The sequence below is a fragment of the Paenibacillus sp. CMM36 genome (assembly GCF_053570945.1).
The window spans coordinates 225,744-243,295 of record NZ_JBSEDY010000006.1 but is presented as its reverse complement, the minus strand read 5'-3'; the positions used below and the strand labels follow the sequence as shown (position 1 = coordinate 243,295).

Here is a 17,552-nt window from a genome sequence, read left to right as displayed (position 1 = left end):
GGAGTACTTATGAGTGATTTGAAGAAACAAAACATAAAAGATATGTACCGGCTCACTCCTATGCAGCAAGGGATATTGTACCACTATATGATGGATAAAAATTCAGACGCCTACTTTGAGCAGATATCACTTTCTATAAAAGGCATCCTGGACATTGATTGTGTTGAAAAGAGCGTTAATATCATTATTGAAAAGTATGACGCTTTGAGAACAATTTTTTTGTATGAAAATGTAGCCAAGCCCTTACAAGTAGTCATGAAGGAAAGAAAGCTGTCTGTCAGCTATGAGGATATTACCTCCCTTGCCGAAGAACTAAGGGATAGGTATATAGAAGAATACAGGGTTAAAGACAGAAAAAAGGGCTTTGACTTATCAAGGGATATTTTAACAAGATTAAGTGTAATTAAAACAGGCTACCAATCTTATAACATGGTATGGAGCTTTCATCACATCATTATTGATGGGTGGAGTCTCGCAAATATATTTAGAGAATTTATGGAAAACTATGAAGCCCTGATGAATAGCCGGGAGCCGGAGTCAGGAAAGGTATATCCTTACAGCCGCTATATCAAATGGTTGGAAGGCAGAAATCAGAACGAGGCCGCAGATTACTGGGAAACCTATCTTAAAGGTTACGAGCATCAGACAGTCCTTCCCCAAAACGGCAAGTCTGCAAGTGATGATTTCAGGATTGAAGAAACGGAGTTTAAAATATCTGAACAAATAACTAGCGATCTTGAGAAGTTTGCAGCCAAAAACAATACAACCATGAGTACCATTATAAAGACCATATGGGGGATATTATTACAGCGGTATAACAATACCGATGATGTGGTGTTTGGTGAGGTGGTATCGGGAAGGCCTCATGAAATACAGGGAATTGAGAGCATGGTGGGTTTATTTATAAATACCGTTGCAGTAAGGGTGAGTTGTGATGAGGATAAAACTTTTACCGAACTGATCAAAGAGATGCAGCAATCGGTGCTTGAATCTGACCGGTACAGTTTCTATCCTCTGGCGGATGTGCAGTCAAAAACATGCTTGAAAGATGCCTTGATACATCATGTTATGGCTTTTGAAAATTACCCTATGGATGAAGCGGTTAATGCTTCATCCAGTAATGGCATTTTAAATGTAGTTGGAATGGAAATATTCGAGCAGACGAATTATGATTTTGGGATACTCGTTGATGGCGGTAAGGAATTATCTATTAAATTCAGTTACAACTCACTGGTATATGATGGTAATTTCATAGAAAAAATCAAGGGACATTTTCAGTCGGTAATAGAAATTGTAACCGATAGTCCCGATATGCATATTAGGAATATTGATATACTCACCGAAGTGGAAAAGAAAGAAATAGTACACTGCTTCAATAATACAACGGAGGAATACCACAGGGAAAAGACCATTCACCAACTATTTGAGGAACAAGCGGTGAAGACACCTGACAATGCGGCAGTGGTGTTTGAGGGTAAGCAGCTAACCTATAGGGAACTCAATGAGAAGTCAAATCAGCTTGCAAGAGTGTTGAGGGATAAGGGAGTTAAACCAGACAGCATAGTGGGTATTATGGTAGAACGCTCACTGGAGATGGTCATAGGTATATTTGGCATACTTAAAGCCGGAGGGGCATATATGCCTATAGATCCTGACTACCCTAAGGCAAGAATCGAATATTTACTCGAGGACAGCGAGATAGGGGGGCTGATTTCCCAAAAGCAATTCCTGGAGAAAGTGGAGTTTTACGGGAAGTATATAGACATAGAAGATGAAAGCCTTTATGCCGGAAACCCTATGAACCTGGAAGTGGTATGTTCACCGCAAAATTTGGCATATATCATTTATACATCTGGGTCTACAGGAAAACCTAAAGGGGTTATGGTAGAACATAAAGGGGTAGCAAATCTGGAGGCGTTTTTCAAGACCCGCTTAAATGTAAGTGAAAGCGATAGGATTATTCAATTTGCATCAATTTCATTCGACGCTGCAGTTTGGGAAATATTTATGGGACTATTGGCAGGAGCAACACTATATATATCTTCAAGCGATATTATCAATGACTATCGAAGATTTGAAGAATACCTAAATGAAAATGAGATAACTATTGCTACTTTACCACCTCCGTATCTGGCAAATCTGGACCCGGAAAAAGTAACTTCCTTAAAGAAGGTAATTGCAGCAGGTTCGGCTTCCACTCCCGAACTTTTAAAGAAATGGAGCAACAGGATTTCATATATAAATGCTTATGGACCTACTGAGACAACCGTATGTGCAACGGTATGGAAAGCAGATGATTGTGAGACGGCCGATAAGTCGGTACCTATTGGTAAACCTATTACCAATACCCGGGTGTTTATAGTTGATGAAAACAATAATCTTAAGCCCATAGGTGTTGAGGGTGAACTCTGTGTTTCCGGGGCAGGATTGGCGAGAGGATACTTGAAAAAACCGGAACTTACCAGGGAAAAGTTTGTACCGAACCCATTTATGCCTGGAGAACTGATGTATAAAACAGGAGATCTTGCAAAGTGGCTTCCTGACGGGAATATTGCATTTGCCGGCAGAAAAGACCACCAGGTTAAAATAAGAGGGTATAGAATCGAGCTTGAGGAAATAGAAGCAGCCCTTTTGAAGCATGCTGATATAAATGAGGCGGTGGTCATTGACCGGGAGGATTCAAGTGTAGGCAGGTATCTTTGCGCTTATATAGTGTCTGACCGAGAAGTGACAGTGACCGAAATAAGGGAGCTTATATCTAAAGAGCTGCCCGATTATATGATTCCATCCTATTTTATGAGGATAGCAAAAGTACCGTTAACCATAAATGGAAAATTGGACAGAAAGGCGCTGCCGCTGCCTGATGGAAGAATAAATACAGGAACAGAGTATGCAGCGCCTTCAGGTGAAGTGGAGGAAAGGCTTGCGCTGCTGTGGCAGGACATCCTTGGAATAGAGAAGGTAGGAAGAAATGATAACTTCTTTATGCTCGGAGGACACTCGTTAAAGGCAACAAGCCTTGTAGCAAGAATTCACAAAGAGTTCAATGTAGACATACCTCTTAAGGAAATATTCAAGACACCAACCATCTTAGAAATTGCCAGCTACATTGAAGACTCAAAGGAGAGCCTATATCAGTCCATTCAACGTGCTGGGGATATGGAATATTATCCCATGTCATCCGCCCAGAAAAGACTATATATATTAAACCAGCTTGAAGGAGCTGGAATCGCCTACAATATACCTGGCATAATATTGCTGGAAGGTACTGTTGATAAAGCACGTTTTGAGCAGGCTTTTCATAGTCTGATAGAAAGGCATGAGAGCTTTCGAACCTCCTTCCATATGATCGAGGAAGAGCTGTCTCAGAAAGTCCATGACAAGGCGGACCTAAGTATCATGTACCTGGAAACCAGTGAAGAGAAGGTTCCCGAAATAGTGGAGAAATTCATAAGGCCCTTTGACCTTGGAAAGGCTCCACTATTAAGAGTTGGACTTGTAAAGATTGGAGAAGCCAGACATATTATGGTGTTTGACATGCATCATATCATATCGGATGGAGTGTCCAACGACATACTGGTAAGAGAGTTTATAAGCTTATATGAAGGGAAAATACTTCCTCCACTGCGTATACAGTACAAGGACTACTCAGTTTGGCAGAGGGAATTGTTTGCAGGAGCTGCCATAAGTAAGCAGGAGGAATTCTGGCTCCAGACCTTTCAGGGAGAGATCCCTGTGCTGGATTTATCCACCGACTACCCAAGACCCGCAGTACAAAGCTTTGAAGGAGACTACATCAGCTTTGAAGCTGATAGCGAGCTTGCGGTTAGACTTAACAAGCTTGGATCAGACAATGGAGCTACATTATATATGACGCTTCTTGCTGCATACAATGTGCTGTTATCTAGATACACTGGACAGGAAGATATTATTGTGGGAAGTCCTATAGCTGGAAGGCCTCATGCTGACCTTCAAGACATCATAGGTATGTTTGTAAACACTCTGGCCATGAGAAATCACCCGCAAGGAGAAAAGACTTTTATTGAATTCTTGAAAGAAGTTAAAGAAAATGCTTTGAAAGCATACGACAATCAGGACTATCAGTTTGAAGAATTAGTGGATAAGCTGGACATAAGGAGGGATATGAGCAGGAATCCCCTCTTTGATACCATGTTTGCCATATACAATGTTGGAAAAGCAGAGCTCATAACGTCTGATCTAAGCTTCAAGCCGTACAACAAACGGATAGAAGGCAGAATATCAAAATTTGACATCACCTTAAATGCATTTGAGACTGAGGATGGTATAGCCTTTGAACTCGAATACTGTACAAGACTGTTTAAGAAAGAAACAGTTGAAAGACTTGGGGCTCATTACATCAATTTGCTGGAAGAAATTGCAGCATACCCCGAAAAAAGGCTTTATGAAATCGAAATGTTATCACAGGAAGAAAAACAGCAAGTATTATACAGCTTTAACGATACTGCTCTCGAATATCCCCTGGATAAAACCATACACCAAATGTTTGAGGAGCAAGTGAAAAAGACTCCTGATCATATTGCAGTGGTTTTTGAAGGTAAACAATTAACCTACCGAGAACTGAATCAAAAGGCAAACCAATTGGCCAGGGCATTAAGAGAAAAGGGAGTAAAGCCTGATGATATTGTAGGCATAATGGTGGACCGCTCGCCTGAAATGGTTATAGGTATAATGTCAGTAATCAAGGCTGGGGGGGCGTACCTTCCTGTAGATCCTAATTATCCATTGGAAAGAAAAAGGTATATGATGGAGGACAGCAAGGCCAAAATTTTACTCACCCAAAATCATCTTATGGATCGTGATGATTTCGATGGTGAGATTATTGATTTATCTGATTATGATTATAATTTTATAAACGATGTGAATATAAAATGTATAAATAAGCCTGGTGATACAGCGTACATCATCTATACCTCTGGCTCAACGGGAAACCCTAAAGGTGTTTGCATTGATAATAAGAGTGTATTAAACCTGGTAGAGGGTCTGTTCCAGAGAATATATAGCAAATATGAATCACCGTTGAATGTTTGCCTCATTGCCCCTTATGTTTTTGATGCTTCGGTGCAGCAGATTTTCGCAGCACTGCTAATGGGGCATGCATTGTACATTGTACCGGAGGAAGCAAGGAAAGACGGTAAAAAGCTGCTGGACTTCTATAGTGAAAATAGGATTGATATTTCGGATGGAACGCCCATACACGTAAATATGATGTTAAATTCTCCTCCTATAGATAATAACCTAAAAGTGAGACATTTTATTATAGGCGGAGATGTTCTTCCATTTGATGCAGTAAAAGACTTCCTAAGCAGATTTGAGGATGTGCAACCTTGCATCACAAATGTTTATGGTCCTACCGAATGCTGTGTGGATTCTACGGAATATTTGATTACTGCGGCGGGGCTTAGTAGATTGGATAATATCCCCATAGGCCGTCCTTTGCCAAACACCAGAGCATTCATACTTGGTAAGAAATTAGAAGTAAATCCTATAGGTATCGCTGGGGAATTATATATATCTGGGGATGGTCTTGCCAAAGGCTATTTAAACAAGACGGGGCTTACTGCAGAAAGATTTGTATCTAACCCGTTTATAAAGGGAGAAAGAATGTATCGTACTGGGGACTTGGCAAGATGGCTGCCTGACGGGAATATAGAATTTTTAGGCAGGATGGACCACCAGGTAAAGATAAGGGGATTTAGAATAGAACTTGGAGAAATAGAGGCTCAGCTATTAAGACATGCTTCAATAAAAGAAGCTGTGGTTATTGTAAAGGAAGACCAACAGAAGAACAAGGATCTGTGTGCATATTTCGTTGGGGAAAATGAACTGACAATAACTGAACTAAGGGAATGCCTTTCAAAAGAATTGCCCGAGTATATGATCCCGGCATACTTCATGCAGCTGGATGAAATGCCTTTGACAGCCAATGGTAAGATAGACCGGAAGAACTTGCCCCACCCTGCTGCTCATTTAAATACTGGAGTAGAGTATGAAGCACCTTCAGGTGAAGTGGAAGAGAAGCTTGTACAATTGTGGCAGGATATCCTGGGGATTGAGAAAATAGGGAGAAATGATAATTTCTTTGTGCTTGGGGGGCACTCATTAAAAGCAATAAACTTTGCAGCCAAAATTCACAAAGAGTTCAATGTAAATATATCTCTTAAGGAGATATTCAAGCTGCCGACAATTGCAGAAATTGCCAAGTACATCCAGGAAGCCCAAGAGAGTATTTATCAATCTATCCAGCCCACTGGAGAAATGGAATACTATCCTATGTCGTCTTCCCAAAGAAGGCTGTATATATTAAATCAGCTTGAAGGAGCAAGGGTGGTATACAATATGCCAGAGTTTATGTTGTTAGAAGGCAGTATTGATATAGAACGTTTTGAGAAAGCCTTAGATCAGCTGGTAAAAAGGCATGAGGCTTTCCGGACCTCCTTCCATATGGTAGATGGTGAACCGGTGCAGAAGGTCCATGATGAGGTGGAATTTAGTATCATGTACATGGAAACCGGCGAAGAAAAAGCCTCAGAAGCAGCAAATGAATTCATAAGGCCATTTGACCTTGGCAAGGCTCCTTTACTAAGAGCAGGGCTCGTAAAAATTAGAGAAGACAGGCATGTCATGATGCTTGATAAACACCATATCATATCTGACGGGGTGTCGGATGAAATACTGGTAAGAGAATTCATAAGCTTGTATGAAGGAATGAATCTTCCAGCACTTCAGATTCAGTACAAGGACTATTCCGTATGGCAGAATAAATTGTTTGCTGACGGCACAATCAGTAAACAAGAAGAATACTGGCTCCAGGCATTTAGGGGAGAAATACCAGTACTTGATATGCCGGTAGACTACCCAAGGCCGGCTATACAGAGTTTTGAAGGCGATATGGTCAGTTTTGAAACAGGCCGGGAACTTGCACATAAACTGAACAAGCTTGCCGTGGATCATGGAGCAACACTGTATATGGTGCTTCTAGCTTCATACAATGTGCTTCTTTTCAAATACACCGGACAGGAAGATGTCGTAATTGGAAGCCCTATAGCAGGAAGGCCACATACAGATTTGCAGGACATCATAGGCATGTTTGTCAATACCCTAGCTATGAGGAATTACCCTCAAGGTAAAAAGAATTTCAGCGAGTTTTTGATGGTAGTAAAAGAAAACGCTCTAAGGGCTTATGAAAACCAGGATTACCCATTTGAGGAACTTGTGGAGAAGCTTAGCATTAAGCGGGATTTGAGCAGAAATCCGCTGTTTGATACTATGTTTGTCTTGCAAAATAAAGAGGCATCAGAATTTAAGATGAATGGGCTAAGGTTCATGCCCTATGATAATGAGTTCAGGGCGTCCAAATTTGATTTGACCCTAAACGCCCAAGAGACCCAGAATAATATTGTATTTGGGTTAAAGTATGCTACTCGTCTGTTTAAGAAAGAGACAATAGAAAAACTTGGGGTCCATTTCATCAATGTACTGGAAGAGATCACAGCTTACCCCGAAAAGATGCTGTCCGAAATAAATATACTATCTCAGGATGAAAAACAGCAAATACTAAATAGTTTTAATGATACAAAGGCAGAATACCCTAGGGATAAGACTCTACATGAGCTGTTCCAAGACCAAGTGGAAAGGACACCTGATAATGTAGCTGTAGTGTTTGAGGACAAGCAATTAACCTACAGGCAGCTCAATGAAAAGGCAAATCAGCTTGCCAGAGCACTAAGAAGTAATGGTGTAAAGCAAAACAGCATAGTTGGAATAATGGTAGAAAGATCCGTAGATATGCAGGTTGGAATACTGGGAATTTTAAAAGCAGGAGGTGTATATTTACCAATTTCAACCAAACTTCCTGAACTAAGAATAAAAAAAATACTGGAAGATAGTAATGCAACTATGCTGTTGACGCAATCACATTTAGCGGATAAAGCAGAGTTTTACGGTAATATATTACTGCTTGATTCCCCTGAAATATACATTGGAAGTGCTGAAAACCTTGATAAAATAAATAAACCAGAGGACTTAGCTTATATCATTTATACATCGGGATCTACTGGAGTTCCGAAGGGTTCAATGATAGAGCATCGAAGTGTAGTTAACTTGGTTTATGGACTAAGAAAGCTTGTCTATGAAAATTATGATAATTATTTAAATGTTGCCCTTGTGTCCCCTTACTTTTTTGACGCATCTGTAAAACAAATATTTGCGGCTTCTCTCCTTGGCCATACGCTGTTTATAGTTCCTGAGGATACAAGGCTAGATGGTGAGGGCCTTCTAAAGTACTATAACAGGAATTCAATTGTTGTTTCAGACGGAACACCAGCACATATAAAGCTTTTAACAGATACTGCCAGTCCTGGCGAAAGTCTTTCAGTTATGCAGTTTATTATCGGAGGGGAAGAACTTTCATGTAAAGGTATACAAGGTTTCTATGATCGGTTTAAAGATAATAACCCTACTATAACAAACGTTTATGGTCCAACAGAATGCTGCGTAGATTCAACTTATTACCATTTAAGCCGTGAGAAGGTGAGAAATCTAACAAGTATACCTATAGGTATGCCATTGCAGAATTATAAGATATATATACTTAATGAAGACATGAATATCTTACCGGTTAATACAACTGGTGAAATATATATATCTGGAGATGGGCTGGCAAAAGGCTATTTGAACAAACTTGAATTGACTACGGAAAAATTTGTAGCTAATCCTTTCAGCTCTGGAGAAAGAATGTATCGTACCGGTGATCTTGGAAGGTGGCTTCCTGACGGAAACATCGAATTTATAGGCAGAGTAGACCATCAGGTAAAGATTAGGGGCTTTAGGATAGAGCTTGGGGAAATAGAAGTGCAGCTATTAAAGCATCCTTCAATAAAAGAAGCTGCGGTAATTGCAAAGACAGACCAGGAGGGCAACAAGTATTTGTGTGCTTATATAGCAGGGGAAAGTGAATTTACAATATCAGATTTAAGGGCGCTTCTCTTAAAAGAACTTCCCGATTACATGATACCACAATACTTTGTTCAGCTGGAAAAGCTGCCTTTGACAGCCAATGGCAAAATAGATCGGAATAATTTACCCCAAAATGACGGTACTTTAGCTACATCAGTAGAGTATGTAGAGCCTTGCGGTGAAGTTGAGGAGAAGCTTGCACTGCTGTGGCATGATGCCCTTGGAGTACAAAAAATTGGTGTGAATGATAACTTCTTTGAACTGGGAGGATACTCACTGAAGGCAATATCCCTTATAAGCAGAATTTATGAACAGTTAAATGTTGAGGTACCACTAAAAGACTTTTATATGGCCCCAACCATAAAGGAAATTGCCCGTTTTATACACAATACGTACGCCAATGATTATATTACACCAAGTCCGGCAATTCATTTTAATTCAGCAATGGAGAGTCTTATGTTTGCATTCCCTCCAGGAGGAGGAAATGGAATAGCTTATGGTAGTTTATCAAAACAAATGAATGCTTATTCCATATATTCCTTTGACTTTATAGAAAATGAGAGCAGGATGGAGGAGTATGTGAAGGCAATTACTTCTGTCAAACCCGAGGGCCCATATATTCTATTTGGTTACTCGGCAGGAGGTAATCTGGCATTTGAAGTTGCTAAAGTATTAATTGAAACTGGACATCATGTATCCGATATAATCTTTCTGGATTCGGCTAAATCATTTGTCCTTATTGAGGAAGAAAGCGAAGATGCTAAGAAACTTGCTGAGCAACAGGATAAAGAATTTATAGAAGAAAATGAGAAACTTATAAAAGGCATGTTTGGAGATAACCAGGCAGTTATTGAAAAGGCCATTGAAAGAATGAGAAATTATCATAAATACACTAGAAGTGTTATAAACTCGGGACAGATAAACTCCAATATCCATCTTATTATATCACAGCAGCAAGACAATGAAGGTGAAGCTGATTTATGTGAAGGATGGAGAGAGGCAACAACGGGAGAGTTCAAAGTATATAACGGATTTGGCAGTCATTTTGATATGTTAAGTACAGGATATATAGATAAAAATGCGGCTATTATTAAAGAAATATTGGAAGAGATCAACCAATAGTTCAGATATAAGGGGTAGATATAATGGATAAGATTAAATTGTTTTGTCTGCCGTATGCAGGAGGTTCTGCAGCAGTATATAAATATTGGGAACAATACTTGCATGATAGGATTGAGCTTTTCCCGATTGAGCTTGCGGGAAGAGGCAGCAGGATTGGTGAACCGTTTTACGGAAGTGTTGAGGAAGCGCTTGAAGATATACACCGTATTATCATAAGCAACCTTGAAGAACAACCTTATGCGTTGTTTGGCCACAGTATGGGCAGTGTACTTGTATATGAACTTGCCTATAGAATAAAGGAGCTCGGACATCCATATCCTGTCCATATGTTTATTTCCGGCAGATATCCTCCGGGTTTTGTAAGTAAGAAGAAGGTACTCTATGATTTGCCGGATAAGGAGTTTGTGGATGAGGTATTTAAGCTGGGAGGCACGCCCAAAGAGGTTCTGAAAAGCAATGAATTAATGGAGTTGTTTTTACCGATACTCAGAGCGGATTTTAGAATTACTGACACATACAGGCACATTGAAAAAAACGCTAAGCTTGACTGCGATATAAGTGTATTGTGGGGAAAAAGAGAAAAGGGAGCCACTATTTTTGACGTTGCAAAATGGCATGATTATACGTCCAAAAGTTGTAAAATTCATATGTTTGACGGGGATCATTTTTTTATACACGATTACAAAAAGGATGTAGCAGCAATAATAAATAGTAGTCTCATCGACTTTGCAGACAATGGTATGTGAAGACTGAAGTTTATTTAAAATTTAATATGAAATCAAGAGGCTAAGTTTTTAGGTTGACTTTAATGACCTGTAGACTTAGCCTCTTTCTAGTCTAATCAAAAATTTCAAGAAAGTAGAACCTACGTCCTATTGGAATTATTTTCATGTTTCTGTATTACCAGAATTGTAATCATTTGTTTAAGCGCTTTAATTATGGAATGAACTTGAAGTATTTGTGAAAACAAAGGGGGGAAATAGTGCTGATAAATGTTGAAAATGAGCAACACAGGAAAATATCAGAAGAAAAATACAAGGAGGTTTGAAAATGACTAGCAAAAAGTTTTCTTTTAAAGCCACATCACTTTTGGTAGTTTTAGCAGTATTCTTATCCACCTTTTGCGCAGTCTTGCCGGTGAGCGCAGCCGCTAGGGGAGCATGGGCACCAAATACTGCCTATGCAGTAAATGATACAGTAACATATAGTGGAAGTACTTATACCTGTCGTCAGGCACATACTTCCCTCGTAGGTTGGGAACCACCTATTGTTCCTGCTTTATGGGAGAAAGGCGGCAGCGGAACTACGCCACCTACAACACCGCCAACAACGCCACCAACAGGTCCTTCAGTAACAAAGCCTTCCGAAGTTCCAAGCCACATATGGACATACACAATGAATGCGGGCGATAAATTCGGTAAAGGCGGAGATTTTGCTTTATTGCTGAGTGCTGTGATCAAAAAGGAAAGCAGCTTTGGAGCAGGCTTACCAGGCAGTCCATCAGCCGGCGACGGATTGATGCAGGTAGAACCAAACACACGTAATGCTTATTTATCTCAATTCAGTTCAAAATTTGTCCCTGCTTATAATCACGGCAGTGAACAAGATCAGGTATACTTGGGCGCCCTGATTTTAAATGAAAAGATTATTAAATTCGGCAATATATATAACGGCTTATTACACTATAACGGAGGAGATTACTGGTATCCGGGAGCTACAGATTCTTATGGCCGTCCTATTCTGGCCAATCAATATGCAGATGCAGTTTACTCTACTTATAAGGGCTATGGCGGTAAGAACTAAGGTGGATTTTAAAAAAAGATAAGCAAAATCGGGCTGAAAAATGCGTTTTTTCAGCCCGATTTTTTTAGGGCCTGTACGCAAACTGTACAACTCGTAGAAATCTAGTAAAATAAGGCACATGAGACGAAGATACGAGTTAACGGATGAAGAATGGAATATAGTTGACCCCCTGTTGCCCCCAGCCCGAAAAAAACAGGGAGGACGTCCGCCCAAGGATCGGCGCCAGATGCTCAATGCCGTGCTTTGGGTTGCTCGAACGGGCACGCCATGGCGGGATTTACCGAGTTACTATGGCCCTTGGTCTTCAGCCTACAGCTTTTTCTGGCGGCTACAAAAAGCGAATATTTGGGGTGAAATACTGAAGCATGTCGCCATCGAGCCGGATTGGGAGCAGGTCATGGTCGATGCCACCATCGTCCGCGTCCATCAACATGGAGCGGGCGCAAAAGGGGGCAGGACCGGCAAGCAATCGGACGTTCGCGCGGAGGATTAACTACCAAAATTCATGCGATGGTGGATGCGCTCGGCTATCCGCTGCGTTTCGAATTGACGCCAGGACAAGACCACGATTCTGTCATCGGCTATCGCCTTCTTCATGAACTGGACTTCTGCCCGGGCGAAGTGTTGGCTGATCGCGCCTACGATACCAATGCCATTCTGGAGCTTTTGCAAAGCCGAGCGATCACTCCGGTTATCCCAAGCAAACGCAATCGGCGGGTAAAGCGCCCGTTAGATTCTGAAACGTATAAAGAGCGACACTTAATTGAATGCTTTTTCAACAAAGTAAAAAACTATCGACGCTTGGCCACTCGCTATGAAAAAACAGCGCACATGTTCATGGCTTTTTTGACGCTGCTTTCAATTCGTTTATGGCTCAAATAGGTTTGCGTACAGGCCCTAGAGAATTGTACAATTAAATTTTTGAATAAGAACAAAGAGAAGGTTCTAAAACAGGCATTCTCTCTAAAAAATATGTACAATATACTATTTGTGAAAAGTTATGTAGATACTCGAGCATTTGAAGTCCAAAGAAGAAGCGGTTATTATCAACACGACTTCGTCACTTGGATTCGTGCCACTGGCGGGTGCTGCTGTTTATAGTGCGACGAAAGCAGCGCTCCATTCCTATACGCTATCCCAACGGTACATGCTTAAAGACACATCGGTGAAAATCCTGGAAATTGCGCCGCCAGGGGTTCAAACGTATTTCAATAACGATCCGAGCTCTATGCTACTAGCATCATTCATTGATGAAACGATGAAGGTACTTGGTACGGATGCGGACGAGGTTCTAGTGGAAGAAGCGAAAGTATTTCGAAACAACCCGGGCCCGAACGAAGGTATTTTTGTGAACCAGTTAAACAATATGATGTTTGAGCCGCCAAAGGGTCATTAATCCGTTTAATACTTAGCGTATATTTTCGTTAATTATCTCAACTCGCTTTTAGAAAATCCTTGATTATCAAGGGCGTGTACATCGAAGACATGTAAACAACGTATTCGCCTTGACAATGAGCCTCGCGGCATCGGAGTCTAAACACGTGCGCCGATGCCCATAGGACACGGTTTACCTAGGGCTTGCTGAACGAATCAAAACTCCAACAGGCACAAGGGTTTAGGGCCTCTTATGTCGAAGGAAAACGGGGCAGCCCCGTGAAAAACCGTGCACTTGGAGGCGTCAGGATTGTATCAGCGAACCGAGAACCAGATGAACCTGCCCGTCGACTTTTTTCTGCCGTTCGGCGGAAAGCTCGCAGAAGATAACCGCTGGGTGCTGCTGGCCCAGATGATTCCGTGGTGGATGCTCGAAGAGAAGTATGCGAAAAACTTCAAGAAAAGCCTCAAGGGCCAAAAAGCCGTTTCGATCCGTATCGCGCTCGGCGCACTCATCATCCAGGAGCGGCTTGGCACCGATGATCGGGAGACACTTCGTCAGATTCTGGAGAACCCGTATCTGCAGTACTTCCTCAGTCTGCCGGAATATCGGTACCGCCGCCCGTTTCATCATTCTCTCATGACGCATTTCCGCAAGCGATTGGGTGGCGAAATTCTGGATGAAGTGAATGAATGGATCGCTCTGGAAGAAGCGCGCAAGTGTCAGATGATTCATCGGACGACGATGAACCTGGCAGCGGAACTGACGCAGCGTCCGGTAAGCCTTCAGAAACGCAGCCACAGCAGATGGAACTGACGAACGAGGGCGAACTGCTGCTGGACGCTACCTGCGCGCCGGCGGATATCGCCTACCCGACGGATTTGTCGTTACTGAATCAGGCCAGAGAAAAGCTGGAGAAGATCATCGACATCCTGCACGAACCGGAACGTGGAAAGACCCGCAAGCCCAGAACATACCGAGAGCGTGCCCGCAAAGCCTATCTGGCGGTTGCCAAGCAGCGGCGCGTGAAGCCGCGCGCGATACGAAAAGCGATCGGCAAGCAGCTCAGGTTCGTTTCCCGTGATCTACGCATGATCGCCGAACTCGCCGATATGACGAGCGGCCTGCCGCGGCGTTTGTACAAGGAACTGCTGGTCATTCAAGAGCTTTATCGTCAGCAGCAAACGATGTATGACAAGCGGACACACAGCATATCGGATCGGATTGTCAGTATCGCACAGCCACATGTCAGACCGATCGTGCGCGGCAAAGCCAGGGCAAACGTCGAGTTCGGAGAGAAGCTGGCGATTAGCGTGGTGAACGGCTACGCTTTCCGCGAGCATCTGTCGTGGGATAGCTACAACGAAGGGCAGACATTGCAGGACGCCGTAGAGCGTTACCGCGCCAGATTTGGTTATTATCCCAAAGCGGTGCTGGCCGACCAGATCTATCGAACCCGCGACAACTTGCGCTTCTGCAAAGAGGGAATTCGCTTAAGCGGACCGCAGTTGGGTCGTCCGTCAGCCGATCAGCAGGAGAAAAAGAAAATCGCCAAGACGGATGCAGCCGCACGCAATGCGGTGGAAGGCAAGTTCGGCGAAGGCAAGCGCAGTTATGGGTTTGGCCGTATTCGAGCACACCTTCAGACGACGAGCGAGACCGTGATCGGGCTGCAACTGCTGGTGATGAACCTCGAAAAGAGACTTCGGGTTCTCTTTTTGTCTATTTTGCAATGGCTGTGGTTGAGACTCGCGGTCCGCTTGCTCGTTCCACTGTAAAATGTGACCCGTTCAGCAAGCCCTACCTAGCAAGGTTATCCGATGCCTCTCATTGTAAAGGCACCACTACGCTGAATACGTTGTTTACAGAGTTAAGATATCCCGTAAACAAAGTAACATTATCGGTGAAATTCGTTACTTTGTTTACTATTAATAGCATGGTTTAAGCTAGTCAAGATAAAGTTAAAATGTTGGCGGATCGCCAATAGGACTAATGACAAATTGAAGGTGAAATTGCATATCGACAGCGGACACGATGCCGGGGCGATGTGGTTTGCGTACTCGACCGTCTATTCTTCACCGGACGGAAGCGGCTGGTATTCGCTCGTTATCATTGAAAAAAATGGTTTTTTTCCAATGCGCCACACGGAGCAAAAGCCAGTGCAACGATCTACAGTGTCATTGAAACAGCGAAGAAAAACGGGCTAAATCCTTTCAAGTATTTGACGGACCTGCTCGAACAGCTTCCGCAGCTTGCGAATCCGAAAGATCCGGTTGAGCTAGACGAATTGTTGCCATGGTCGCCTTCGCTCCCACTGACGTGCCGCCTATTTCAATCAAACTAAGACTAACAGGCCCTCATCTTGGGAACAAGGTGGGGGCTATTTTGCGCTTACACAACTGCTGGTGATGAACCTGAAAAGAGACTTCGGGGTCTCTTTTTGCCTCTTTTGCAATGGTTTTTGTCAAGGCTCGCCGTTCATTTGCTCGTAACATCGTAAAACATGATCCGCTAAGAAAGCCCTAATTATCAAGATTCAATGTGATGTCTGAAAAGAAAATTGAATTTACCTAAGAATGGATATAAAAAAAGAATTACCAAAATAATGTAAAAATGTACCCGGAGTTTCAACAGTATCTCCGTGAATATCAGCCGCCCTTGCTAGCAGTCTGGGGTGAAAATGATGTTTCCTTTATTCCGGCTGGTGCTGAGGCTTTTAAGAAAGATTTACCTAAAGCCGAGATTCATTTATTAGATACTGGGCACTTTGAATTGGAAACACATGCATATGAAATTGGAGAACTAATGTTGGATTTTTTAGGAAACAATAGAATTTGACGATTCAAAAGTTGGTAAATCACGGATGGTGTCTACCGTCATTTCTTTGTTATATTAATTGATTTTTTTAATGTTAACTAGGATTTATGTTCATATTAATTGATGTATTGAGAGGTAAATTGAATTTAGAAGGGTACAGGTCAGTCTCATGGAGAATTCAGGAGCTAAAAATGCGAAATTGTTTAATTCCACAAAGACCATGATCGGTGGTTTAGTTATGCTCATTATTGCAATGGGAATCGAACGTTTTTCATATACTTCCATACTTCCATTGATGCAATCACAAGCTCATCTATCCGCTACGGAATCCGGATATTTGGCAGGGAGTAATAACTTGGGTTACCTTATCGCTGCCTTTGGTGCAGGTTTCATAACCTGGGGATCCCGAAGAGCCTATCATCTTCGGATGCAATTGGTACTCTGCATCATTTTAACGGGACTTATGGGAATCCTTCATCATTTTTATGGTGGATGATTTTGCGCTTTCTTGCTGGAATTAGCAGCGGCCTTATTTTCGTTCTATCATCAAGTTTAGTGTTGGACGCGTTGTTTTCAGATAAGCGTGAAAAATGGGTAGGTATATTTTACGGAGGAGTTGGCGTTGGTATTGTTTTAGTTGGTTTACTTACGCCTTTTCTTAGCATTTTCACTTGGAGGGGGCCTTGGATCGGCCTTTTGATCATTAGTATCATCCTTATCATACCCGTTTGGTCATTTATCCACGATAAAGAGCCGAAACCTATAACTCAAAATGCTGAATCCCTGAGTTCATCAGCGGAAAATCCATCTATTTTCGGCTGGCTACTTATTGCTTATGGACTCGAGGGGTTAGGTTATATTGTAAGCGCGACGTTTCTTGTAGCAATGGTTAAGCAAATGCCTCATATGTCGATTTTTGCTGACTTTAGCTGGATTATCGTTGGGATAGCGGCGGTACCATCAACAGTGATCTGGTCCTGGTGGGCGAGTAAAGTCGGTTACATCAAACCATTGATTATTGCGCTTATCCTGCAGGCTGTTGGGGTCATACTGCCGGTATGGCTTCCCAATATATTCGGCGTGACGTTAGGATCTGTCCTTTTTGGAGGCACTTTTATGGGCATTTCCATGCTTGCTCTCGCCGCGGCTCGTACGTCTAGACCATCCAGTGGTAATAGAGCAATTGCTTTGATGACAGGATTTTATGGCATAGGTCAAATACTCGGTCCAATCGGAGCCGGAATCGTGTTGGAAATGGCGCATAGCTACAACCTATCACTACTTCTTGCCGCTTTGGTGCTTGTTGTTGCTGCTATAATATTGCTATCCGGTGCAGTCATTTCAAGTCAAAAAGGAGCGATAGGAAATTTGAACCATGCTCGTATTCATCCTGATCAAGAGCTTAGTTAGTTCCTAGGTAATTTACATTGGAACCAGA

At 42.2% G+C, this 17,552-nt stretch carries 4 protein-coding genes and 6 pseudogenes; all 10 read left to right on the top strand.

The annotated features are described in order from the left end of the window. Positions 1-9: 9 nt before the first annotated feature. The 10 genes and pseudogenes from ACWA2B_RS14890 (at position 10) to ACWA2B_RS14845 (ending at position 17,524) form a co-directional block, all read left to right on the top strand. The gene (locus tag ACWA2B_RS14890; RefSeq protein ID WP_165146412.1) at positions 10-10,119 is read left to right on the top strand and encodes a non-ribosomal peptide synthetase; all 10,110 of its coding nucleotides are present in this window, start codon (positions 10-12) and stop codon (positions 10,117-10,119) included. Between the two features lie 23 nt (positions 10,120-10,142). After that, a complete protein-coding gene (locus tag ACWA2B_RS14885; protein WP_025721395.1) occupies positions 10,143-10,865 on the top strand; it encodes a thioesterase II family protein in 723 nt (240 codons plus the stop codon). A gap of 304 nt (positions 10,866-11,169) precedes the next feature. Next, positions 11,170-11,922 carry a carbohydrate-binding protein gene (locus tag ACWA2B_RS14880; protein WP_029515254.1) on the top strand — a complete coding sequence of 251 codons (753 nt, stop codon included), beginning with the start codon at positions 11,170-11,172 and terminating at the stop codon, positions 11,920-11,922. 148 nt (positions 11,923-12,070) lie between these two features. Continuing rightward, positions 12,071-12,801, top strand: a pseudogene (locus ACWA2B_RS14875) (IS5 family transposase); the annotation flags it as partial. Between the two features lie 130 nt (positions 12,802-12,931). After that, positions 12,932-13,318, top strand: a pseudogene (locus tag ACWA2B_RS14870) (SDR family NAD(P)-dependent oxidoreductase); the annotation flags it as partial. Positions 13,319-13,606: 288 nt separating this feature from the next. Beyond that, a pseudogene (locus ACWA2B_RS14865) lies at positions 13,607-15,075 on the top strand (IS5 family transposase). Positions 15,076-15,297: 222 nt separating this feature from the next. Further along, on the top strand, positions 15,298-15,504 hold the full coding sequence (locus ACWA2B_RS14860) for a hypothetical protein (RefSeq protein WP_080771912.1): 207 nt from the start codon (positions 15,298-15,300) through the stop codon (positions 15,502-15,504). Continuing rightward, positions 15,414-15,641: pseudogene (locus tag ACWA2B_RS14855) on the top strand (transposase domain-containing protein); the annotation flags it as partial. The gene ACWA2B_RS14860 and the pseudogene ACWA2B_RS14855, both read left to right, overlap by 91 nt. A gap of 248 nt (positions 15,642-15,889) precedes the next feature. Then, positions 15,890-16,135 (top strand): annotated as a pseudogene (locus ACWA2B_RS14850) (alpha/beta fold hydrolase); the annotation flags it as partial. Positions 16,136-16,283: 148 nt separating this feature from the next. Next, positions 16,284-17,524, top strand: a pseudogene (locus tag ACWA2B_RS14845) (YbfB/YjiJ family MFS transporter). The last annotated feature ends 28 nt before the right edge of the window (positions 17,525-17,552 follow it).